We start from the raw sequence: 24,359 nt of genomic DNA on the forward strand, positions 1-24,359 counted from the left end.
TTCTGGCGCCGGCGCCTCTACCCTGTAGAGGCGTTTAGGCTTTTGATTCACACACTAAAAGTAACCCAATATTATGCTAAATCGATATCCGCTTTGGAAAAATATTCTGATTTTTGGGGTCATTGTTCTCTGTACTATCTTAGCGCTCCCCAACCTCTTTGGGGAAGATCCATCTATTCAAATCTCACCGACACGGGATAGTCAGATCAATTCTGAATTGGTCGCTCGCGTGGATACTGTTTTGAAAGAGAACCACTTCGATGTTAAACGTATCGAAGAATCCCAAGATCAAATTCTTATTCGTTTTAAAGATACGGAAGAACAATTAAAGGCGAAAGACCTCCTCGATGGTGTTCTTCAAGATCAATACTTAACTGCACTCAATCTCGCTCCCGACATGCCGGAATGGCTCTCCTCACTTGGGTTACAGCCGATGTATCTAGGTCTTGACCTGCGTGGTGGTGTTCATTTCCTCCTCGAAATTGATATGGAAGGGTTAATTACCCAATTGACCAACACCTATGCCGAGAGCATCCGTAGCCATCTTGCAGATAAGGGGCTCACGCCGCTGATCGATATTACAGACCCTCAAACAATAACCATCAGTTTTGGGAATGCTAATGAAGCCAATCGTGCGCGCCAACTGCTCTCAACCAATCAAGCCTTCTTAGAGCTCTCCTTTGATAGTAGTGGCAATCGCGTCATCGCTAAAATTAGCAATAAAGAGATCAATGAGCGAAAAGCAAGTGCAGTAGTCCAAAATATCACCACGCTTCGAAATCGTGTCAATGAGTTAGGGGTTGCCGAGCCTATTATTCAGCAACAAGGGCTTGATCGTATTGTTGTTCAACTCCCCGGGATTCAAGATACCACTCGCGCTAAAGAGATTTTAGGAACAACTGCGACATTAGAATTCCGTATTGTTGATGATCGCTCCGCTACTGAAGCATATAAAGCGTTAGAAACGGGTCGTGCGCCATTAGGAACAAAGCTCTATCTGACTCGTGATGGGGTTCCCTACCTCTTAAAACGCCAAGTGATCTTAACGGGAGACTCTATCGTTAAGGCAACAGCAGGACTCAATCATGAGACTAACTTGCCGGAAGTCTATATTACGCTCGATTCAAAAGGTGCTGACCGCTTTGCTGAGGGTACAAAAGCCAATGTAAAAAAACCGATGGCGACAGTCTTTATCGAAAATAAGTTACAGACAACTTTTGATAAAGATGGTAATGAGATTCGTAAAAGTATCACAACAGAAGAGATTGCCAACGTCGCAACGATTCAACAGCAGCTCTTCTCCAACTTCTCGATCTCAGGTATCAACTCACTTCAAGAAGCAAACAATCTTGCAATTACCTTAAGTTCAGGGGCATTAGCTGCACCCATCCATATCATTGAAGAGAGAACAATTGGACCGAGCGCCGGTAAAGAGAATGTTCAACGCGGTGTTGATGCATCACTCTATGGACTCTTGATGGTGATGGTCTTTATGATCTTACGCTATCGTGGTTTTGGGATGGTAGCGAACGTTGCGTTACTAGCAAACCTTGTTCTAATCTTAGCGGTTCTTTCACTGCTTCAAGCAACTTTAACGCTCCCAGGGATTGCCGGTATTGTCCTCTCATTAGGGATGAGTGTTGATGCCAACGTCTTGATCAATGAACGGATTCGAGAAGATCTGCGAAAAGGCAGCACACCGCAACAGGCGATCAACAATGGATTTGGTAAAGCATTCGGCACAATTATGGATGCCAACTTAACGAGCCTCTTCTCAGCTATCGCCCTCTTCTTTATCGGATCAGGCCCTATTAAAGGCTTTGCGGTAACCCTCTCTGTGGGGATTATCACCTCTGTCTTTACTGCCGTTTACTTCAATAGAGCGATTATCAATCTTCTCTACGGAAGTCGCCGTACCATTAAGAAACTCTCCATCGGCGGTCGTGAGCGACTCCATATCTTCTCAGGAGAGACCACCTACAACTTTATGCGCTATGCAAAAGTCTGGATCGGCGCCTGTGTTGTGGTCTGTATTCTTGCTGTAGGGATCTCTGTAACGAAAGGCTTCAAATTGGGGCTCGACTTTACAGGAGGAACGGAGATTGAAGCGGTCTATGAAAAACCGGTAGAGATTGATGCTGTTCGTGAGCAGTTAGAGGCGATCGGCTTTGATTCTGTTGTGGCACAACATTTCGGTTCAGCACGTAATGTCTTAATCAACATTCCTACGACCGATGATATTGAAGAGTCCACCACAATCACAGAGGATCTCACGCTCGCTTTAACACTTCCTGATAATCCAATGACGATTCAAAAGATCGATTATATTGGCGCCAAAGTGGGGAGCGAATTAGTATCTGATGGGGTGATGGCATCGGCACTTGCGATCTTCCTAATCCTTGTCTATATCTGGTTTAGATTTGAATGGAAGCTCTCTATGGGGACAATTCTCTCCACAGTCCATGATGGTCTCTTTGTGGTTGCGGCATTCTCTATCTTAGGCTTAGAGTTTGATCTAACCTCTCTTGCGGCGATCTTGGCGGTAATTGGTTACTCTGTCAATGACACGGTTGTTATCTTAGACCGTATCCGTGAGAACTTTAGACTCAATCGTACCGATACTCCTAAAGAGATTATCAATGCCTCGATCAATCAGACACTCTCGAGAACAGTGATGACATCGCTTACCACCTTCTTAGCAGTCTTAGCACTCTATCTCTTTGGTGGCGAGGTGATTCACTCCTTCTCGCTCATTATGTTGATCGGTATCGTGATTGCGACCTACTCTTCAATCTTCATTGCCGCAGCAGGCGCTTATATCTTAGGACTTAAGCGAGAAGATCTTATTCCGCCTCCCGTTGCTAAAGAGGATGGAATTGTTATCGATGAGGGAGATAGTCAGAGCAACTCAACATTGCCCTAGAGTAACACCCCCCATATCAACTATTTGATAGATCCTTATAAGGATCGCTAAAAAACCTTTACATCTCGCAGGTGTAAAGGTTTTTATTCATGGGGCAATTTGCTAGAATAGGGAGTCTTATGAATCAATGAGGCAAAATAGGATCGGTTAGATCGACCGCTCATTAAATCACCGATTGAAGCATAAAACAGATTATTATATTAGATTTTTGTACTAGATTTTTGTACTAGATTTTTATAGTAGATCTTATAGTAGATTATTAAATTGTAAATTCTTGAAGTTAACTCTCTCCAAAGGATCTTCATCAATCTCTAAGAGAGTTCCATAAGGTATTCACTGTTACTCACTTTATTACTCACTTTATTTGCAATAAGGATGGCTCATCTTGCGGCAAGTTGTTCCCAAAAAACCGAAAGCCTCTACGCTTTTTCTGACGGCATTTTCAAAGACGGTAGGAATCGTACTATTTATTGCAACGCTCATTATTGCGCTTGCGATGTCACTGAGCTTCTACAGTTATCATCCCGATGATCCCGCTTGGAGTAGCGCAACCACTGCTGAGGTTGTCCATAATATTATGGGGGAACGTGGGGCTTATTTCGCCGATATTATGCTCTCTGCCATCGGCAGCACCGCTTGGCTTTTACCCCTTTTTCTGATCGGCTTTGGCTATCAGCTCTTCTTGAAAAGAAAGATCTTAACAGTCACCTTAGATAAGATCAGTTTTCGACTTTTAGGCGTCCTCATTACAATCTTCTCTCTCTCAGCACTACTTGATCTTCATAGTGGCAATGGTGGGATGATGGGCGGATTTATTGGGACAGAACTTATCAATATTCTCAGCACTGCTTTCTCCATCGATCCTGAGCTTTTAACCTATGGTACAAAGATCCTCTTTGCGATCTTAACCTTTGTCGGCTTCTATCTTGTTACCGGCTCAGGCCCTATCGGTTGGATGGATTATTGTGGCGCCTTCATCCTGATGCTCTGGTTCTCTATCTTCCCCTCAAAAGAGGCAGAGGAAGATATTGTTAATCAACATCTCCCTGATCACGATGGCAATATTGAGCAAGAGACGATCGACCGTATGCTCAATGAGACTGAAGGTCGCAAAGCACCAAACTTCTTCAATAAGATCTTTGCCGGTGCTGATGACAGCCTTGAGGGTAAACATCAAGATTTTATTGAGATCGATGAAACAATTCTCAAAGAGGAATCATATGAAAACTATGAATCTAATGCCGATTTAACAATGCCGAATACACCTCTCAAAGAGGAGGAGCTCAGCAGCTACCATTATCAACCTCTTGAGGAAGAGAACCAACCTGCGGAAGATCAAGACGAAATGAAAAAAGCACAAAACAACATCCCCCCTATTTTCCGTAACTTAAAAAAAAATCATAACGAACCCACCACGACAGAAGAAGCAATCGTAGAAACAGCTGAAAGACTCGACATCAATCCACTAGAGCCAAAGCTTGATGAGGTCTGGGATGATTTCATTCGTGCGCCCCAATCTTCACAAGAAGATGAGATAGTAGAGAGCGCTACTGATGAGGTGATTGAAGAGGAGGAAGAGAAGAAGAGTATCCCCTCTATCTTCCGTAATCTCTTTAAAGCGCGTCGTAAAACCAAAAAAGTGGAAGAGGAACTCCCTGTTAAAGTTGAGCCCTCTCTCGATTCTCTCAAAACTGCGGCAGTAGTAGCGAGTGCCTCAACAGATACAATACCTCATGAGCAAGAAGAGAGCGTGGAAGATATTGACGCTTTTACAACACAAGCAGATCAAGTAGAGCAAATAGATAGTGACAATCAAGATCTATTAGAGAGCGATCCACTCCAATTTACCCCGCTTCAATTTGCCATCACTGATCCTTCAGAGGTACAAGATGAGAATCACACAATGGAAGATCAGCCGACATTACAGCATGAGGAGCAAGAGATTCAGCCGCTTGATCTCACCGTTGCAGATCTTGAGATAGAAGAGAGTGAGAATGAAGCTGTCGAGGTCATCGCACCGGCATTTGAAACACCACAAGAGAAAACACCGACACCTGAGGCACCTAAAGAGCGCTATATTGGCCATGAGATCGACCCTAAAAGTGGTATGCCCATCCCCGTTAAAGCGCCTAAAGAGTTTCCGATGGCCGGTCGTCTGCCGGGATTAGATCTCTTAGGCAACCCTCCCCCTGTTACCGAAAGCTACGATGAAGAGGAACTTGCGGAACTTGCATCCCTCATTGAAGAGCAATTTAAACATTTCAATATCGAAGTCTCTGTCGTTAATATTGAGCCAGGTCCCGTGATTACTCGCTTTGAGCTCGATCTCGCTCCCGGCGTAAAGATCGCGCAGATCAATAATCTCAATAAAGATATTGCTCGCGCACTCTCTGTCACAAGTGTTCGTATCGTCGATATCATTCCTGGAAAACCCTATATTGGTCTTGAGATTCCTAATAAGAAGCGACAAATCGTCTACTTCAAAGAGGGGCTCTATGCCGAAGCGTATCGCAATAGTAAACATCCCCTTACGATCTTGCTTGGAAAAGATGTCTCGGGCAATCAAGTTGTGGCTAATCTTGTTAAGATGCCCCATCTTCTTATTGCCGGAACAACAGGCTCGGGGAAATCGGTCGGTCTTAATACCATCTTATTGAGCCTTCTCTACAAAGCGCGTCCGGAAGATCTCCGTCTCATTCTCATTGACCCGAAAATGCTTGAGCTTTCGGTCTACGATAATATTCCACACCTTTTAGCGCCGGTTGTGACCGACATGAAAGAGTCTGCAAATGCGTTACGCTGGGCGGTGATGGAGATGGAGCGTCGCTATCTTCTGATGAGTAAACTTCGTGTGCGTAATATCGATGGCTTTAATCAGAAGGTGAAAGAGGCCATTGCTGCCGATAACCCTATTGCTGATCCACTCTGGGATCCATCGCGTGAAGTATCTGACCATGCGACAGCACCGCTTCTCAAACCTCTTCCCTACATTGTGATCGTTATCGATGAGCTTGCCGATATGATGATGAGTGTCGGAAAAGCTGTTGAGGAGCTGATCGCACGCTTAACCCAGAAAGCACGTGCTGCCGGAATCCATATGGTCGTTGCGACACAGCGCCCATCGGTAGATGTAATTACCGGCTTAATTAAAGCTAATATTCCAAGCCGTATCGCCTTCCAGGTCTCAAGTAAGATCGATTCTCGAACTGTTCTTGATCAGCAAGGGGCAGAGAATCTCTTAGGGCATGGAGATATGCTCTTCTTCCCTACAGGAGCGCCCTTCCCTCAACGGGTTCATGGTGCCTTTGTCGATGATAATGAAGTCAATCGCGTCACCGATTTTCTCCGCTTAACAGGTGATACCGATTATGTGGATGATATCTTAAAAGATCCTACAGAAGAGATTCCAGGACTCTCAGAGAATGCCTCTGGCTATGTTGCTTCACCTGATGATGTGGAAGATGTCCTCTATGATGAGGCGGTAAAGATCGTTTTAGAAGATCAGCGCCCCACTATCTCCTATGTTCAACGAAAACTTCGCATTGGTTACCAGCGAGCAGCTCGTCTTATTGAGGCGATGGAGGAGCAAGGAATCATCTCTGCTCCTGCCGCAAATGGCAACCGAGAAATTTTAATTCATTATGAAAAATAGTCTTCCCCGATAAATTCCCAACTAAGATTTATCGAATCAGTAGACTTTTAACAGGAAAGTGAGAAACCATGATGTTACAGACCGAATTAGATCATCTTTATAGTAAACAGGAAGCGGATGCTATTCCCCTCAGTTTTGCAAGCACTCTCTCTGAGATAACGCTAACAGATGCACAACGAACGCGATTAAAGCGAGAAAAGGAAGATGAGACAATTCATGCCGGAGAGATCATCCCGCTCTATGATGAGCAAGGAGAACTTAAAGAGGTGGTTGTCGGTTACAATGAGAAAGAACCTCTCTTCACCTTGGGCGATAGCTATCAAAAACTCCCTTTAGGTCACTATCGCCTTCCTGAAACATTGGGAGAAGAGGCGCTCTATAACCATCTCCTCGCCTTTGGTTTAGGGGCTTATCAATTCAATCAATATAAAGAAGCAAAGCAACGCGCAATCTCCTTCTACCTTCCTGAAAATGTTGCAAAGCGTGTTAAAAATGCTTTGAGTGCTCACTACTTAATTCGCGATCTAATCAATGAGCCGGCAAATACCTTAACACCCGATAATTTTGTAACACAGATTCGTGCAGAACTCTTAGGGTTTCCCGTTACCATTAAAGAGATTGTGGGAAGTGAACTCTTAAAGCAAAATTTCCCACTCATCTATACCGTAGGTGCCGGCAGTAAATATCAACCTCGCCTTGTGGAGATTATTGCAGAAAAAGAGGGAGTACCACAATTAACCCTCGTTGGAAAAGGGGTCACTTTTGATACCGGCGGACTCGATATTAAGCCCTCGAATAGCATGCGTTATATGCAGAAAGATATGGGGGGTGCGGCACATATGCTCGCGCTTGGAAAATGGATACTACAAGAGGAGTGGAATGTCTCTCTTCGTATCCTTCTCCCAATTGTTGAAAATAGTGTCTCCGATCGCTCTATGCGCCCGGGTGATATTGTCAAAAGTCGTAATGGTATGAGCGTTGAGATCGATAATACCGATGCGGAAGGACGCTTAATTCTCTGCGATGCATTGACCTACGCATTAGAAAAACCATGTGATTTCCTGATCGACTTTGCGACTCTAACAGGTGCCGCTCGCGTCGCTCTCGGTACGGAGATCCCGGCACTCTTTACCAATGATGATGCTTTTGCACAGATCATGCAAAAGAGTGGTGAGAAGAATTGCGATACCGTTTGGCGACTCCCCTTTCATCAAGCCTACAATGAATGGATCGATGCAGAGACAGCAGATGTTAGTAACTCAGGAAGCGTCCCCTTTGCCGGCGCGATTACAGCTGCACTCTTTCTTGAACGCTTTACGAAACAGAGCAATGTCCCTTTTGCCCATGTCGATTTAATGGCTTGGAATATTCGTCATCGTCCAGGTCGCCCTAAAGGGGGAGAAGCGATGGGGCTTCGTGCAGCATTTGATGCCCTTAAAGAGCGTCTCAGCTGTCAATAAGGTCAGCCCTAGTAGATCGGCATAGTAGATCGGTCTTATAGATCGATCTGCTGGATCTGACAAGATCAATAAAGCCCTCTATTGAGTCGCAGACAAACAATGAAAACCATAGTATCTGGGGAGTTTTATAGAATCTCTTCTCATGACTATGGTTTTCTCAATTAAATAATTGTACACTGAAATAATAGCTCTTTTTTTGACAATGACTCTTCAATGGGAAACAATCTTATCATTGAGGATCAATATAAGAGATGGGGTTCAAGCTTTTTAATGATCTCTTTTGAAGTTAAAGAATCACCGAAGTTGACCGTTTCTCATACCTCCTGACTATTTCCCTCAACCTAGAATCGTAAATTGCGCCAATGAAAAAGACACTCCGATATCTCCTAGCAGCAAATCTACTGATCTGCACGCTATTGACTCTCGCCTTTGCCGAGACAGGGTTCTCCGCTTTTGTGGTTGATCATAGAACAGGTAAGCCGCTCTATGAACATGATGTCGATGCAAGACGCTATCCGGCATCATTAACAAAAGTGCTAACGCTCTATATTGTCTTTGAGGATCTTGCAAAAGGAAAGGTAAACCTCAATACCAAGGTTCCCTTCTCCGCAAAAGCAGCGGCTCAACCCCCCTCAAAAATTGGTGGAAAAGAGGGAACTGCAATCACATTAGAGACTGCTATTAAAGCTTTAATTGTTAAATCCGCAAATGATGTGGCGCTAGCCGTTGCCGAAAAGATATCTGGTTCTGAAGAGGCTTTTGCGCGTCGCATGAATCAGACGGCAAAAAAATTGGGGATGCATAGTAGTCACTTTGTCAATCCTCATGGATTACCGAATGATAACCAATATACAACTGCTCGAGATATGATCAAATTGGGAATTGCGATTCATAATCATTTTCCACAATACTATCATCTCTTTCAGACCCCTTCGTTTGAATATGCTGGCGTCACTTTCCGCTCCCACAACCGCGTTAACCGAGATTTCCCCGGCGCAGATGGGATCAAAACAGGTTATATTCGTAAATCAGGATTTAATCTCTTAACCAGCGCTAAACGGAATAATAATCGTGTTTTTGCTGTTGTTTTAGGGGGAAGAACCACACAACTACGGGATGATTTGATGATTTCACTTCTCGATCAGAGCTTTAATGATGGTTATAAAGGACGCTCTATTCGTGAGATCTCTCCTTATATCACAAAGGATATGACCGTTCTCTTTACTCCGACAAAAGCACAGCCAAGTGATAAAACACAACTCTTCGATAGCAAAAAAGGGCGTCGAAGTGGTTCTACCGCAATCGTTAAAGCACCACCCGCTCCTAAAATCGAGCCAGTTAAACCTGCAGAAGTCGTTGCCCCTATTCCGGCATTAGTTTTAGAGTCCTCATCTGATCAGATAATCGCCGGCACAGGAGATTACTCACCCGGCACAGCTCCCATCCGTGGGCCGATTGTGAGCGCTTCAGGACTGAGTCATGCGGTACAAGTAGGCGCATTTAAAGATTACAATGCCGCCCGCAATGAAGCACGCAGTGCTTATGAAAAGGTAAGAAGCGGTACTGTTCAAGTCTTTAACACCGGTGAATATTATCGTGCGCTTCTCTCAGGATTTAATGAGAGTGAAGCGGAGAGAACCTGCCAAAGTTTAAGGCAGAAAAAGACAGATTGTTTTGTTATTGCACTTTAAGTGTCTTCAACCTCTCATAAGAATTGATAACAATCTATAAAAGTCTATAAAAAAACATATATAAATCGATAGCGATTACCTAAAACCTACTCCTCTATTTGCGAGTAGGTTTTTTTATGAGCTCATCTCCTCTCTATAATGATGTAGCTCATCATGTCGACAATATCAGCCATTAGTATTATTTCCATTAATATATTTAAATGCTACATTTAACATTAATATTCAACCATAAATTTATTGATACGATTATTGAAATGCTTGTTGATAGGTCCATTGATAGAATTATTGATATAGGGCTATTAATATAGGGCTATTGATATAGCGTTATTAATATTTTATTAATAAATTTAATGATACATTTACTAATATATCTATCCCGGAAATTATATCTACATAAATAACAGCCTCTATTACTAGCAACCTTGATTACAGCAATCCTTTTCTCATTAACATCTAGTTGACAAAAACCATCTATAGAGGTTGCTTTACCCCGATCTAATGCTATTTCACCCATCATATTGAGATTTTTTTATGAAAAAAATTATTATATGGATCATTGCCATTCTGGTTCTTCTTCTACTTGTGGGATACCTCACAAGTTTAGGAATTGTTCACTCCCGCAAAGTTAACCCCAATCACTACTCTAGCAATATTGATTATAATAGTGAGATACTTGCTAAAGGGGAATATATCGCCCAATTAGCAGATTGTGCTGCTTGTCATACTGCGCCGGGAGGGGCTAATTATGCCGGAGGATTGGCGATCGACTCCCCTTTTGGAACGATCTACTCGATGAATATCACCCCTGATATGGAGACAGGGATCGGTGCCTACTCTTTAGCTGATTTTAAAAATGCAGTACAACGCGGTATTCGTAAAGATGGTTCAGCACTCTATCCTGCAATGCCCTACCCCTCATTCACAATTATGAATGATCAAGATATTGAAGCACTCTATGCCTACTTTATGAGTATAGAGCCGGTCAGACAGAAAGATCAGCCCTCAACCTTCCCTTGGTTTATGAGCATGCGCTGGCCCGTCACCTATTGGCAACTTCTCTTCTCCCCCATTCGCCAATTTACTCCTAATCCACAATTGAGTGATGAGGAGAATAGAGGTGCCTATATTGTTGAAGGCCCTGGCCACTGTGGTGCTTGCCATACACCTCGCGGCTTTGCCTATCAAGAGAAGGCGATGCAAAATGACTCACCTGATTATCTCGCTGGAGGAATGATTGATGGTTGGCACGCGAAAAGCCTTCGAGGAGAACTTGGTGGGTTAAAGACTTGGTCTAAAGAGGAGATTGCTCTCTTCTTAAAAACAGGAAGAACCGATAGAGCCGCCGCCTATGGTCCGATGGCAGATGAGGTACAAAATAGCTCTCAATACTGGAGTGATGAAGATGTTACAAGTGTAGCCGCCTACCTTAAGACACTCTCTCCTATCCCGGGAGAAGCGCTCAATCTTCCCCCTAAAGAAGATACAACGACAGATCTCCTACTTTCAGGAAAATATCGCGATCTCGGCGCTGTCCTCTATGTGGAGCATTGTGCAATCTGTCACCGTCGTGATGGTAATGGTGTTCCAAGAATCTTCCCGGCACTCAATCTTAATAATGCCGTGATTGGTGATAATGCCGATTCTGTTATTCAACTCATCCTATCAGGTGGCGAGACTGCCTTAACACCTTACGATCGTATGGCCTTTACTATGCCGGAGTTTGACTATCTTAGTAATGAGCATATCGCTCTTATCGTCAACTTTATCCGCAATAGTTGGAACAATAGCGGTAAAACCATTAAAGCCGATGATGTTGAGCGTATCCGCCGCCACATTGAGTCGAGATCCCCCAACATCACCAGCAATGAAGGATAATCATAGAGGATAAAATTATGAGAGAGAGAATGATGACTCACCTAAATAGCTATCACGATCAAAAGAGAAGTTCCAAGGGTTTCTTATCGTTAACCTTTACGCTCTTAGCAACGCTTGCCCTTTCCTTCCCCATAACGGCACAATCCTCCGAGAGCGCACCTGATAACCGGATCACTAATGACCCCAATAGCTTTCCGATGCTCAATAAGGAGGGGAAATTGATAGGCCGTTATCAAGTTCCTTCCGATGTTGAGATTCTTAAAGAGCCTAATGTCGATCAAATTATGTTAGGCAAGTTGATCTTAAATGATACGAAACGCTTACTCCCCGATCATGTTGGAGCTGAGATGAATTGTAGTAGTTGCCATATCGCCGAGGGAAAAGTTCAATTTAGCTCCCCCTATATTGCAGTAATCCATGACTTTCCTGAGTATTCAAAACGTGCAAAAAAGGTGATCAATATTGAGGATCGCATCAATGGCTGCTTTGAGCGCTCGATGAATGGCGTTCCCCTCAACCCAGAATCAGAGGCGATGCAAGCGATGGTCGCTTATATGACCTTTCTAGCCAAAGGACAGCCTAAAGATGCATTGGTTCAAGTTGTCGATCTTCAACCTCTCGATCCATCTATTGTGCCTGATCCCAAAAATGGGGAGAAGCTCTTTGGCTTACATTGTGCAACCTGTCATGGTGATGATGGACAAGGTATGAAGGATGAGAGAGGCAATATTATCTTTCCGCCACTTTGGGGCCCTTACTCCTTCAATGCCGGTGCCGGTATGCATCATATCTCTAAAGCTGCGAGCTTTATTAAATACAATATGCCGATCGCTGCACGTAAAAAGGGAGCTTGGGGACAAGGGCATCTCTTAAATGATCAAGAAGCACATGATATTGCCGCTTACTTTACCCAGCAACCAAGACCTGCTCTCAACACCGAGAAAGCACGACAAAAGATGGAAGCTGAGGAAGCAGAACAGAAGGAGTATGTAGATGAGAAGCCACAGAAGAAAGATCAAACCGATAATACTACGGCTTCCCTCACAATCTGATAGAGCTTAATCCAATAGAACTTATTGAGTAGTTCAATAGAGTATGAAATGCAGCATACTCATCAAAGTAAGAGAGGAGCGCTTATGATTGCGCTCCTCTTTTTTAATCATTAAATCTTTCTAGATCGCGCCATCTTAGATCTCCACATCAACACCCACATCTTCTGCTAAAGCACTATGATAAACCCCTTGAGCAACAGCTAGATCAAAATAGGCAGAACCGACCGATTTAAAGAAGGTGATCGCACTTTCGTCCTCTCTTCCGCTGATCTTGCCGGCGATCAGATCTTGTAACTCGCCTGAGATCTGATCGAAAGACCACCCCTCTTTTTCGACAGCATGGATAAACTCTCCAGCCTCTTCCGTTGCGCCATGAAAATCATCGACTACAATCTGAGCAGTACGTGTAATAAAGTGAAAATCGACCTCCTGCATATCCGGTAGATATGAGCCCACGCCATTAACATGAGTTCCCGGCTGAATATCCTTGCCATCAAATACCGGCGTTTTAGAGCGTGTCGCGCAATTGATAATATCAGCCTCTTGCACTGCTTTAGCGCGATCAAGGGCTATTACGATCTCAATCTCAGAATTGATCGGATAATTTCGTAATGCCTCTACAAATCGTTCAGCATTTTCAACCGTGGGATTCACAAGATTGATCTTAGTGATATTACGCACTTCCAACACCCCTAAAACTTGCTCAAAGGCCATCTTTCCTGTTCCAATCACCGTTAAAATCTGACTATCAGGACGGGCAAGATAATCGGTAGCAAGACCACTTAAAGCCCCTGTTCGAAGACGAGTTAGATAAGAGGCATTGAGTAGCGCAAGATGATCGCCATTAGTGGCATCCGATAGCAGGATAACCCCTTGTGTCGTATTTTTTCCTTGCAATGGATTATTGGGAAAGATTGTCACTGCTTTCATACTCATCAATTCATTTTCTAAATCTGCACAAGGCATATAGAGAACGGAGGCGTGTTCCTCTGGGAATTCGATCACTGTACGAAGAGGATTTTCCACTTTTCCGGCAGCTTTCGCCTTCAATATATTAGCTACATCGCGTAGTGCTTCCGGCATCTTATAGGTTGCGGCAATCTCTCTCTCATTGAGAATTCTCATTATTATCTCCTCATATTTTATGAGTGGATCTTCTCTGTTAAATCTAGCGGAAACAAACAATAAAACAAACAATATCTTGCTCCCTTAATATGGATATACAGACTCAGATTCAGATTTAGATTCAGATTTAGATTTAGATTTCAAATTAATACACTACCTCAATAGTTTATTCTGATCTAACATCTCCTGACCTAACAGATAGAAGATCGCTCTTAAAAAATCTTACCGCCCATCAACGAGCGGTCATATATTACTTAATAGTGAATGATCTGCTCTATATGTCAATGTTAGAGCGATCACTCCCAATTATTATTCATCGACAGCTTCCTCATCGATATATCGCTTATTTGACATCATTTATTTGACATCATCTATTCGATATCACTTATCGTCGATTTTTCTTATCGATCGATCCTTAATTTATTTCGACCTTCACAATCACGACTCACTAAATGAGCTCTTCTTATTCTTTGCAAAGGCAATCGCTACCAGGGAGATCACTCCTGTCAACATGATATAGATAGCAATAGGAACGTAAGAATCAAAATAGCTTAAGAAGGTTACGGCAATAAGAGGCGCCGTTCCACCTGCAAGCGCAGCCCCAATCTGATAGCCTAACGTAACGCCGGTATAACGAATTTCAGGGGCAAAGATCTCTGAGAAGAAAGTCCCTAAAACTGCGGTAATGGGTGCCCAGATAATTCCTAATCCTAAAATTGTAGCGATCACCAATAGAAGAACAGAGCCTTGGTTAACCATCCAGAAATAGGGGAACATATAGAGAATCATCACAATTGTTCCCACCACATAGAGCTTTTTGCGCCCAACCCGATCAGAAAATGCTCCCATAATCGGAATTAAGATTGAGGTGATAACACTTGCCACCATCACTGCGGTTAACGTTGTTGTCTTACTAAAACCTAAATTGAGCGTAGCATATGAGACGATAAAGGTACTGAAGATATAGAAAGGTGCGGTTTCAACAAATTTAGCGCCAATTGCGATCAATACCTCACGCCAATGGTAGCGAAGTGTATCGATGATCGGCATCTTAGGAACTTTCCCCTCTTTCTGTACCGCCTTAAATGCCGGCGTCTCATCAATACCGTTACGAATCCAGAGCCCTAATACCACTAATAAGGCACTCAAAATAAAGGGAATTCTCCAACCCCACTCTAAAAATTGCTCATCGGGAAGTAGCGTCATCAAAGAGAGGACTAAGGTCCCTAAGACCATGCCGATAGGAATCCCTACTTGTGGCACACTTCCAAAGAAACCTCGTTTCTCTTTAGGTGCATATTCAACGGCTAAAAGTAGCGCACCACCCCACTCACCACCAATACCAATCCCCTGAAGAAGACGGAAAAAGATCAGCAGAATCGGTGCCCAAATTCCAATCGTATGGTAGGAGGGAAGCAATCCGATCGCCATTGTTGCAATTCCCATCAAGCTCAATGTGAGCACTAAGGTCTTCTTACGACCGATTCGATCACCAATGTGGCTAAAAAGAACACCACCAAATGGACGAATAAAGAAGGTTAATGCAAAAGAAGCATAAGAGAGAATCAAGCCAATGGCCGGATCATCACTGACAAAAAAAATCTGGTTAAAAACTAAAGCGGCAACGGTTCCATAGAGGAAAAAGTCAAACCACTCAATAACACTCCCTGTTAGACTTGCGATCAAAATCTTACGCATCGTCTTGGGATCATGCGTATTCTCCATACTTCTCTCCTTTGAGTTATCTATTTTTATTCTTATTTTATTGTTTCTTCTGTTGTCTTATTGTTGTCTTATTGTTGTCGAGCTTATTTGTTCTATAAGTTATTTTTACTCTCTCTCCTCTCACTCCCTTTCTCTTTTATAAGCTATATTGCGCAAAATAAGCAACCAGAAAAGTGATCTATAATTAGGCGGCTCTTCCCACTTTTATCAAATAAGAACTATAGAGAGATCTTTTATTCTTCATTTATTTCAAAACTCACCATAAGAACACAGAGAAAAATAGAATCGATAAAATATTATCAAATTAATGATATCTATAACTATCTAATAATTATTCATAAATCTTCCAACCATCAATCAATAATCAAAAATTTAGACTCACTCTTAATCTAAAATTAATAATAAATTAACAACAAATTAATAGCAGATTAATAGAAAATTAATCTCATGCTAATCATATACCTCACTAACTAATCGCTTCCTAGATGAAATAGCCTGATAAATCGGTTATAAATAGCGATGAAGATAGATCCTAATAGGGCTACTCGATCAGGCAATATAAAGAGAGAGAATGATCAATAGAAGATTGATAGATAAATACAATAAGGGTTAATGATCAAATAACGATAAAAAATCATTAATACTCCTCTATAATAGAGCTATAGAGAGATATTATAAGGAGGTTCTACTAAATCATTCGAGTGCCGGTAATGGGCTCACCGATTTCTAATGACACCCATTTCTAATAATAACCATACAATAATAGTTTTAGTTTTAACTTCCATGTCGATTCGATTGCGATTGCGATTGCGATTCAATTTTGAATTGAGTCGACCTATTAAAATTTATCAATATTAGGGAATAATATGATCACACTAAAGCCTGTAAAGCCGATCCCCGGCGCCATTGCGCTGGGTCTTACACTTCTCATTTGGTTTGTTATCCCAACGCCGGAAGGGGTTCAGGAGAATGCTTGGCAGCTACTTGCCCTCTTTATCGGAACTATCGCCGCGATTATTGGTAAGGCACTTCCAATTGGGGCAATCTCTGTAATCGCAATCTCAGCAGTTGCTTTGACCCAAGTGACCCATCCTGGCGATGCCACGGCGGCACTTAATGATGCATTGAGTGGATTTTCTAATAATCTTATCTGGCTTATCGGAATCTCCATGATTATCTCTGTCAGTCTCAATAAGACAGGATTAGGAGCACGCATCGGATATTGGCTCATCTCTCTTTTTGGTAAACGCTCATTAGGGATTGCCTACTCACTCACCTTTTCAGAGTTGATTTTAGCACCGGTCACCCCGAGTAATACCGCGCGAGGCGGTGGTATTATCCATCCTATTATGAAGTCGATCGCCGATAGTTTTGACTCTCAACCCGACGATCCTGCTTCATCTAAGAAGATTGGGCGCTTCTTAGCCCTTGTCAACTACAATACAAACCCGATCACCTCTGCAATGTTTATTACGGCAACCGCGCCTAACCCCTTAATCGTTAATCTTATTGCGGAAGGTTTAGGTGCAGAGTTTCGCCTTACATGGAGTGCTTGGGCGATTGCAGCCATTATCCCGGGGATTTTATCACTACTGATCATGCCTTTAGTCATCTACTTCTTAGTACCACCAACGATTAAGAAGACCCCTAATGCACCGCTCTTTGCAAAGCAGAAGATGGCGGAGCTTGGGAAGATGTCTCTCCCTGAGATCATTACGGCCGGCGTCTTTATTCTCTTACTCTTAATGTGGGCTGAAGTTCCCGATCTTCTCTTTGGGCTACAGATCAATGCGGCAACTGCGGCCTTTATCGGACTCTCCATCCTACTTCTAACCGGGGTTTTAACTTGGGATGATGCTTTGAGTCATAAGAGCGCCTGGGATACTGTTATGTGGTTTTCAGCGCTTATTATGATGGCAACATTTTTAGGAAAACTGGGGCTTGTTAAATGGCTCGCTTTAACGGTTAGTCACGGCATTGATGAGCTAAGTCTCGGTTGGATTCTCTCCATGCTGATTCTGGTGCTAATCTATGTCTATACTCACTATTTCTTTGCCAGTACCACTGCCCATATTACTGCAATGTTTGGTGCTTTTTTAGCTGCAGGTGTCGCCTTAGGTGCACCCCCGATGTTACTAGCACTCACCTTAGCCTTCTCCTCTTCTCTGATGATGTCATTGACTCACTACGCAACAGGAACGGCGCCCATTATCTTTGGTTCTAACTATACAACCTTAGCGGAATGGTGGCGCGTCGGGTTTGTGATGAGTATCGTCAACCTTGCGATCTGGTTCTATGTCGGTGGTCTTTGGTGGAAAGTACTCGGCTACTGGTAATTGTAATCGCAGTAAAATAATCATAAGAGCGATAATAACAATACCTGCAATAACCTAGGAATCATTCAGTAATCATTCAGTAATCCTTCAGTAATAATCAGGAAGAGAGAGCGATACAGTGTGGCGACTTTTTAGAGTTGCCACTCAATCGTTCCCTTTCCTTTATCGAGGAGATATTGATTGCTCTTAGAGAAAGGCTTAGAGCCAAAAAATCCACGATATGCCGAGAGAGGAGAAGGATGTGCACTCTCTAAAATAAGATGGCGTGTTCGATCGATCTTCGCACCTTTCTTCTGTGCATGCTTTCCCCATAAGATAAAAACAAGATGGTGAAAATGGTCTGCAAGATAGTCGATGACGGCACTCGTAAACTGCTCCCAACCAATCTCTGCATGAGAATGGGCCTTTCCCTCTTCCACGGTTAAAACAGTATTGAGAAGAAAAACACCCTGCTCACTCCATGCGGAGAGATCACCCGATTGAGGTGGCTGAAAATTGGGGATGTCAGTGACTAGCTCTTGATAGATATTGCGTAGTGAAGGGGGGATTTTAACCCCTGGCTGAACAGAAAAGGCTAAACCATGGGCTTGCCCTAAACCATGATAAGGATCTTGCCCTAAGATAACCACTTTGATCTGATCTGGCGCGATCTGAAAGGCATTAAAGATCGATTCAACAGGCGGAAAGACCTTAACTCCCCGATTCACGGACTCCTCAATCCCCTGCTCTATCTTCTGAAAATAAGGTTTTTCTATCTCACTTTTGATAAAATCACGCCATTGTGGATCGATCTTTGATAAATCAAATTTCACTCAGACTCCTATCGTTATCTCTAAAAATATCTCTACAAATTAATCATTCACGACTAAAATGCTCATCCATTAATACGCGCTCAATGAGCTTCTTAACCCATTTAATAGCGCCATCACAAGTGGCACTATTGTAATCAGGCGCACTCAATATGCCAAACTTAATTCAAAATCTTCTCCTTGTTATGTTGGGCGCTTCCCTTGGTGGAGGTTGCCGCTATCTTTTCACGCTGATCGAAAGTCGCCTCTCAACACCTATCCAGATCTCCACTCTTCTCGTTAACATTATTGGAGGATTACTTGCCGGAATAATTGCCGGCTATCTTCTCCATAAGCCAGATCAAACCATTCGTCTCTTTCTCATCGTGGGATTTTGTGGCGGGCTTACCACCTTCTCAAGCTTTTCATTAGAAACGATGAAATTGCTCCAAAACCGAGAGTTTCTAATGGCTCTATCTCTAATACTCTTTCATTTTATCGGTGCGATCGGCGCAACAATCATCGGCTTTACCCTCACCCAACGGTTTATCTCCTAATTGCTTCTGGTAGAGATCACCATTTACCGGCATGCGATTTTAGAAAGTATGCAAGAGTAAGACCCGCCACCTCATCAGCTCTTTTATCTCCACAAATAAAAAAATCACTGTGCTATTAAATTGCAACAGTGATTTTTCTTATCAAATAATGACCACACCAATGATCATACCACTGGTCATATCAATGGTCATATCAATGATTTAGACATTGAAACGGAAGTGAATGATATCACCATCTTGAACGATATAATCTTTCCCTTCAAGACGCATTTTACCCTTCTCTTTCGCACCATTTTCACCACCGAATTCAACAAAGTCATCATAGGCGATTACTTCTGCACGGATAAATCCACGCTCAAAGTCGGTATGGATAACGCCGGCGGCTTGTGGTGCGGTTGATCCTTTTTTGATGGTCCAAGCACGGACTTCCTTGACCCCTGCGGTAAAGTAAGTTTCAAGATCAAGCAGCTGATAACCACCGCGAATAACACGATTTAAACCCGGCTCTTCAAAGCCCATATCCGCTAAGAACATCTCTTTATCTTCATCTTCTAATTGTGAGATCTCTGCCTCTATCGCTGCACAGATCGGTACCACAAAGGAATTTTCTTCAGCGGCATATGCCTCTACCGCTTCAAGAAGGGGATTATTCTCAAAACCATCTTCATTGACATTGGCAATATACATCACAGGCTTCATTGTAAGAAAATGAAAATCTCTTAAGAGTAGACGCTCATCCGCATCTAAACCTAAAGAACGAAGACTTTTTGCCTCATTCAGTGTTGGAATAACCTTCTCTTTTAAGAGCGCGACTTGTGCAACAGCTATCTTATCGCCCCCTTTTGCAACACGTTCAAGACGCTGAAGACCTCGCTCTGCACTTGCAAGATCAGCGAGAGAGAGTTCTGTATTGATCACCTCAATATCATCAATAGGACTCACCTGACCGGAGACATGGACGATATCATCATTCTCAAAACAGCGGACAACATGTGCAATCGCATCCGTTTCACGAATATTGGCTAAAAATTGATTTCCTAACCCTTCCCCTTTTGAAGCACCGGCAACTAATCCAGCAATATCAACAAAGTCGATATAGGTCTGCTGTACGCGCTCAGGATTGACGATTTTCACCAAAGGTGCAAGACGCTCATCTGGAACATTGACTCGACCCACATTGGGCTCAATGGTACAGAATGGATAGTTTGCGGCATCAATGCCCGCATTGGTTAATGCATTAAAAAGTGTCGACTTACCAACATTTGGAAGACCTACAATCCCACACTGAATAGCCATAAAATTTCCTTTAACTCAACTGTTCTATCGGCGATGAAGCTCATTCATCGCTTTCTCATATTCACCTGCTACAAATTGCGGCAAAACCGCTCGAGCAGCATCTATCGCTTGGAAGATCTCATTCTCATCCTTCTCTGGCGTCTTTGTTAAAACATAGCTCGATACCAATGAGGCGTGTCCAGGATGCCCAATGCCGATGCGAAGGCGCATAAAATCACGAGAACCTAATCGTTCTATAATGCTCTTTAAGCCATTATGTCCTCCATGACCGCCCCCTTTTTTAAAGCGAGCAACACCCGGTGCAAGATCGAGCTCATCATGAACCACTAAAATCTCTTCTGGCATTATCTTATAAAAGAGCGCAAGTGCAACTACAGCATCACCACTTTTATTCATAAAGGTCTCCGGTTCTAAGAGATAGACCTTTTGGGAACCAAAGAGTTGCTCTCCGACCAATCCTTTAAAGCGATTATTGAGAGAAAGTGGCGCATTTCGAATACTATCAATAAACCAAAAACCCGCATTGTGGCGGGTTTTTGCATATTGAAGTCCTGGATTTCCAAGACCTACAATCATTTTAATCATTATCTATTACTCAATTCAAAGTAACAAGAGTGATGAATTACTCTTTATCTTCAGCTTCTTCTGTTGCTTCTTCAGCTGCTTCTTCGCCTTCTTCAGTTGTCTCTTCAACTGCAGCACGTGGCTCAACAATTGCAACAACAGGCTGATCATTCATCTCTTCTTCGTTCATGATATTAACGAACTCAACACCTGCGATCGCTGGAATATCAGAGATCATGAAGTGCTCACCAACATCTAAGTTAGCGATATCGATTGCGATCTCATGTGGAAGATCTTTCGGTAAACATGAGACTGCTAATGTCGCTTCATGAAGGAGAACGATACCACCGTTAACAACACCTTTTGCTTTCTCTTCGTTAAGAAGAACAACAGGGATATCAACAACAATCGCTTCATCTGCACGTACGCGCATAAAGTCTAAGTGAGTGATGATTGGCTTGTAAGGGTGACGTTGAACATCACGGAGAATTGCAGACTCTTTTTGACCATCGATAATCACATCTACGATTGAAGTGTAGATATCTTCATGACGGAAACGTTTTAAAACTTCGTTATGATTTAAAACGATGCTGACAGCATCCTTATCTGCACCATAGATAATTGCAGGAATGTTACCTTCGCGACGTAGGCGGCGGCTCGCACCTTTACCCATATCCGAACGTACGGTACCTTCAAAATAGTAATTTGACATTGGTTAGCTCCAATTAAAAGTGTTTAAAATGTGTTACAACCGCGACCAGTTGTAACTATCAAGCCCGAAATTATAAGTCTATTCTGCTCTATTTGCAATCGTAATCGACTTTAACTTCAGATTAACGCGTAACTCTTCCCCTCTTTTTCCACGCTCATCGATCAGAGGCTGCCATTCACTTGGGGTTAACTTAAAGCGGCGCTTACCATACTCCACCTCTAAAGTATCCTCATTAGAGAAGACTAAAGTGGCCACAAGGGAATCCTTCTTCGCCTTAAATTGTGCGCCGGGAATACCAATAATCTGATTACCCTTTCCTCTTGCAATTTGTGGCAATTCACGCAGAGGTACCACCAAAAAGCGTCCTTGTTCACTAACCGCAATCACCCATTGATTCTCAATATCTTCAATCTTTTGAGGCGGAAGCATCATCGCACCATCATTAAGATTGATCATCGCTTTCCCTGCACGTTGACGCGTTAAAAACTCACGATAACTGCCGATAAAACCGTAACCATTTGTGGCACTTAGAAGATAGTGACTCTCCTCTTTATCGAGGATAATCTGCTCAATCTTCGCCCCATCTGCTAAATTGATCCGCGCCGTAATGGGCTCTCCTTGCGTTCTTGCGGTTGGCAATGTATGTGCCGGCGTACTATAACAGCGACCGGTACTATCAAAAAGAACCAATTGCTGATTATTTCGACCGATACATGAGGTGAGATATTGATCCCCCGTCTTATAACTTAAGCCTTCAGGATCGATATCGAGACTCTTCGCCGCACGGACCCATCCCATCTTCGATAGAACAATCATCACCGGTTCATTTGAGACTAATGCCGATTCATCGATCGCTTCAGCGGCTTCTCGCTCCACCACTTTAGAGCGTCGATCATCGCCATATTTTTCGGCATCTTCAGTAATCTCTCGCTTAATCAACGCATCGATCATTGTGGCATCATTCAGATGCGCTAGGATCTCTTCAAGCTTCGCACGAAGTTCTGCCTCTTCCCCTTTAAGCTTCATCTCCTCAAGCTTTGCTAGCTGTCGTAATTTTGTCTCTAAAATATAGTCCGCTTGCGCCTCGCTCAGATTAAATTGTGCCATTAGCTCCGCTTTTGGCTCATCTTCAAAACGGATAATACGAATCACCTCATCGAGATTGAGAAAAGCAATTAAGAGCCCTTCTAGGAGATGTAATCGCTTTTCAATACGATTTTTATGGAATGTTAAGCGACGAACCACCGTTCCACGACGAAACTCAATCCATTCCCGTAAAATGTCCACCAATGATTTTACTTTTGGCTTCAGATCGAGACCGATCATATTCATATTGACGCGAAATGACTTCTCTAAATCGGTAGTCGCAAAGAGATGATTCATCACCATCTCAACATCCACACGACTCGAGCGAGGGATCAAGACGATACGAACTGGCTCATCATGATCTGATTCATCACGAATATCTTCAATCATCGGCAATTTTTTAGATTGCATCTGAGCTGCAATATCTTGCTGAATCTTCTCACCGGAGACCTGATAAGGCAATTCATAGATAATGATCTCATCATTCTCAACACGGTATCTTGCACGAACACGGATCGAGCCACGGCCCTTCTCATAGATACTCAAAATCTCCTCTTTAGGAGTAATAATCTCTCCTCCCGTAGGATAATCGGGTGCCGGAATAATCTTATGGAGCGCTTTGCCGGTAAGATCAGGATTGTCGATCAGTGCGCAGACCCCTTTCGCCACCTCTCGTAAATTGTGCGAAGGAATATCGGTTGCCATCCCGACAGCGATCCCCGTCCCACCATTGAGGAGGATATTAGGAACACGCGCCGGCAGAAGTTTAGGCTCATCGAGCGAACCATCAAAGTTAGGAACCCAATCGACCGTCCCTTCGCCAAGCTCCTTAAGAAGAAGCTCTGCATAGCGAGAGAGCTTCGACTCGGTATAACGCATCGCCGCAAATGATTTGGGGTTATCGAGCGAACCGAAGTTACCCTGACCTTCAACTAATGGATAACGATAGGAGAAGGGTTGTGCCATCAATACCATCGCTTCATAACAGGCACTATCACCATGGGGATGATATTTACCTAAAACATCCCCGACGGTACGGGCTGATTTTTTAGGCTTACTGGCGGCATTGAGGCCTAACTCACTCATAGCATAGATAATACGTCTCTGAACCGGCTTTAATCCATCGCCGATATAGGGGAGCGCACGATCCATAATCACATACATCGAGTAGTTTAAATAGGCCGTTTGCGCAAAATCGGCAACAGGTTGTACTTCAAAGTTTTTATTCGCTAGATGGCTCATAATCTTCCCATTTGTCCACATTAATCCACATTTATTCAATTCGCTCAATGGCTTCAATTGTGTCTTACAGCTCAAATAATCGATATATTTCGACTAATATATTTCAACGAATATAGTTCAACTAATATATATCGATTGAGATATCTCAAATAGATATCTCAAATTAATATCTCAACTGTATGTCTCAACTCTTTCTCTTTAAAGAAGAGAACGCTTCCTTGTAGAGACAAGAAAGAAGTAGGTTTATATCATTTTATGACTTTTAAGAAAGTAAA

Annotated in this window: 15 protein-coding genes; 8 read left to right on the top strand and 7 right to left on the bottom strand. The window is 43.0% G+C overall.

The window, feature by feature from the left end; translation table 11 throughout:
• Positions 1-73 precede the first annotated feature (73 nt).
• From secD to DC082_RS06160, 6 genes are all read left to right on the top strand, one after another.
• Positions 74-2,923 carry a protein translocase subunit SecD gene (secD, locus tag DC082_RS06135; protein ID WP_109236225.1) on the top strand — a complete coding sequence of 950 codons (2,850 nt, stop codon included), beginning with the start codon at positions 74-76 and terminating at the stop codon, positions 2,921-2,923.
• 385 nt (positions 2,924-3,308) lie between these two features.
• A complete protein-coding gene (locus DC082_RS06140) occupies positions 3,309-6,575 on the top strand; it encodes a DNA translocase FtsK (RefSeq protein WP_109236226.1) in 3,267 nt (1,088 codons plus the stop codon).
• A gap of 68 nt (positions 6,576-6,643) precedes the next feature.
• The gene (locus tag DC082_RS06145; RefSeq protein ID WP_109236227.1) at positions 6,644-8,035 is read left to right on the top strand and encodes a leucyl aminopeptidase family protein; all 1,392 of its coding nucleotides are present in this window, start codon (positions 6,644-6,646) and stop codon (positions 8,033-8,035) included.
• Positions 8,036-8,397: 362 nt separating this feature from the next.
• Positions 8,398-9,726, top strand: a complete 1,329-nt coding sequence (locus tag DC082_RS06150; protein WP_109236228.1) for a D-alanyl-D-alanine carboxypeptidase — start codon at positions 8,398-8,400, stop codon at positions 9,724-9,726.
• Between the two features lie 531 nt (positions 9,727-10,257).
• Complete coding sequence (locus DC082_RS06155) at positions 10,258-11,601, top strand: cytochrome c (RefSeq protein WP_109236229.1); 1,344 nt, start codon at positions 10,258-10,260, stop codon at positions 11,599-11,601.
• 17 nt (positions 11,602-11,618) lie between these two features.
• On the top strand, positions 11,619-12,653 hold the full coding sequence (locus tag DC082_RS06160) for a c-type cytochrome (RefSeq protein ID WP_109236230.1): 1,035 nt from the start codon (positions 11,619-11,621) through the stop codon (positions 12,651-12,653).
• 135 nt (positions 12,654-12,788) lie between these two features.
• Here the strand turns inward: DC082_RS06160 and DC082_RS06165 are convergent, their stop codons facing one another.
• A complete protein-coding gene (locus DC082_RS06165; RefSeq protein WP_109236231.1) occupies positions 12,789-13,778 on the bottom strand; it encodes an ornithine cyclodeaminase family protein in 990 nt (329 codons plus the stop codon).
• A 438-nt stretch (positions 13,779-14,216) separates the two neighbouring features.
• Complete coding sequence (locus DC082_RS06170; RefSeq protein ID WP_229821656.1) at positions 14,217-15,503, bottom strand: MFS transporter; 1,287 nt, start codon at positions 15,501-15,503, stop codon at positions 14,217-14,219.
• Between the two features lie 866 nt (positions 15,504-16,369).
• On the opposite strand from DC082_RS06170, the gene DC082_RS06175 reads away from it, so the two are divergent.
• Positions 16,370-17,839: a DASS family sodium-coupled anion symporter gene (locus DC082_RS06175; RefSeq protein WP_109236232.1), complete on the top strand. Its 1,470-nt coding sequence runs from the start codon at positions 16,370-16,372 to the stop codon at positions 17,837-17,839.
• Positions 17,840-17,970: 131 nt separating this feature from the next.
• Here DC082_RS06175 and ung read toward each other — a convergent pair whose 3' ends face one another.
• Positions 17,971-18,651, bottom strand: a complete 681-nt coding sequence (gene ung, locus DC082_RS06180) for a uracil-DNA glycosylase (RefSeq protein ID WP_229821655.1) — start codon at positions 18,649-18,651, stop codon at positions 17,971-17,973.
• A 149-nt stretch (positions 18,652-18,800) separates the two neighbouring features.
• On the opposite strand from ung, the gene DC082_RS06185 reads away from it, so the two are divergent.
• Positions 18,801-19,184 carry a fluoride efflux transporter FluC gene (locus DC082_RS06185; RefSeq protein WP_109236233.1) on the top strand — a complete coding sequence of 128 codons (384 nt, stop codon included), beginning with the start codon at positions 18,801-18,803 and terminating at the stop codon, positions 19,182-19,184.
• A 201-nt stretch (positions 19,185-19,385) separates the two neighbouring features.
• Here DC082_RS06185 and ychF read toward each other — a convergent pair whose 3' ends face one another.
• The 4 genes from ychF to parC all read right to left on the bottom strand — a co-directional run bounded on the left by ychF (position 19,386) and on the right by parC (position 24,084).
• Positions 19,386-20,480 carry a redox-regulated ATPase YchF gene (gene ychF / locus DC082_RS06190; RefSeq protein WP_109236234.1) on the bottom strand — a complete coding sequence of 365 codons (1,095 nt, stop codon included), beginning with the start codon at positions 20,478-20,480 and terminating at the stop codon, positions 19,386-19,388.
• A 24-nt stretch (positions 20,481-20,504) separates the two neighbouring features.
• Positions 20,505-21,065: an aminoacyl-tRNA hydrolase gene (gene pth, locus DC082_RS06195; RefSeq protein ID WP_109236235.1), complete on the bottom strand. Its 561-nt coding sequence runs from the start codon at positions 21,063-21,065 to the stop codon at positions 20,505-20,507.
• A gap of 37 nt (positions 21,066-21,102) precedes the next feature.
• A complete protein-coding gene (locus DC082_RS06200; protein ID WP_109236236.1) occupies positions 21,103-21,756 on the bottom strand; it encodes a 50S ribosomal protein L25/general stress protein Ctc in 654 nt (217 codons plus the stop codon).
• Between the two features lie 78 nt (positions 21,757-21,834).
• Positions 21,835-24,084: a DNA topoisomerase IV subunit A gene (parC, locus tag DC082_RS06205; RefSeq protein ID WP_109236432.1), complete on the bottom strand. Its 2,250-nt coding sequence runs from the start codon at positions 24,082-24,084 to the stop codon at positions 21,835-21,837.
• Positions 24,085-24,359 lie beyond the last annotated feature (275 nt).

Origin of the sequence: Ignatzschineria indica, assembly GCF_003121925.1 — a bacterium.
GTDB lineage: Bacteria > Pseudomonadota > Gammaproteobacteria > Cardiobacteriales > Wohlfahrtiimonadaceae > Ignatzschineria > Ignatzschineria indica.

What these genes read in the sequence shown, in the direction of transcription:
- secD (WP_109236225.1), top strand. Translation starts at nt 74, where the DNA reads ATGCTAAATCGATATCCGCTTTGGAAAAATATTCTGATTTTTGGGGTC.
- DC082_RS06145 (WP_109236227.1), top strand. Translation starts at nt 6,644, where the DNA reads ATGATGTTACAGACCGAATTAGATCATCTTTATAGTAAACAGGAAGCG.
- DC082_RS06150 (WP_109236228.1), top strand. Translation starts at nt 8,398, where the DNA reads ATGAAAAAGACACTCCGATATCTCCTAGCAGCAAATCTACTGATCTGC.
- DC082_RS06155 (WP_109236229.1), top strand. Translation starts at nt 10,258, where the DNA reads ATGAAAAAAATTATTATATGGATCATTGCCATTCTGGTTCTTCTTCTA.
- DC082_RS06160 (WP_109236230.1), top strand. Translation starts at nt 11,619, where the DNA reads ATGAGAGAGAGAATGATGACTCACCTAAATAGCTATCACGATCAAAAG.
- DC082_RS06165 (WP_109236231.1), bottom strand. Translation starts at nt 13,778, where the DNA reads ATGAGAATTCTCAATGAGAGAGAGATTGCCGCAACCTATAAGATGCCG.
- DC082_RS06170 (WP_229821656.1), bottom strand. Translation starts at nt 15,503, where the DNA reads ATGGAGAATACGCATGATCCCAAGACGATGCGTAAGATTTTGATCGCA.
- DC082_RS06175 (WP_109236232.1), top strand. Translation starts at nt 16,370, where the DNA reads ATGATCACACTAAAGCCTGTAAAGCCGATCCCCGGCGCCATTGCGCTG.
- DC082_RS06185 (WP_109236233.1), top strand. Translation starts at nt 18,801, where the DNA reads ATGCCAAACTTAATTCAAAATCTTCTCCTTGTTATGTTGGGCGCTTCC.
- ychF (WP_109236234.1), bottom strand. Translation starts at nt 20,480, where the DNA reads ATGGCTATTCAGTGTGGGATTGTAGGTCTTCCAAATGTTGGTAAGTCG.
- pth (WP_109236235.1), bottom strand. Translation starts at nt 21,065, where the DNA reads ATGATTAAAATGATTGTAGGTCTTGGAAATCCAGGACTTCAATATGCA.
- DC082_RS06200 (WP_109236236.1), bottom strand. Translation starts at nt 21,756, where the DNA reads ATGTCAAATTACTATTTTGAAGGTACCGTACGTTCGGATATGGGTAAA.
- parC (WP_109236432.1), bottom strand. Translation starts at nt 24,084, where the DNA reads ATGAGCCATCTAGCGAATAAAAACTTTGAAGTACAACCTGTTGCCGAT.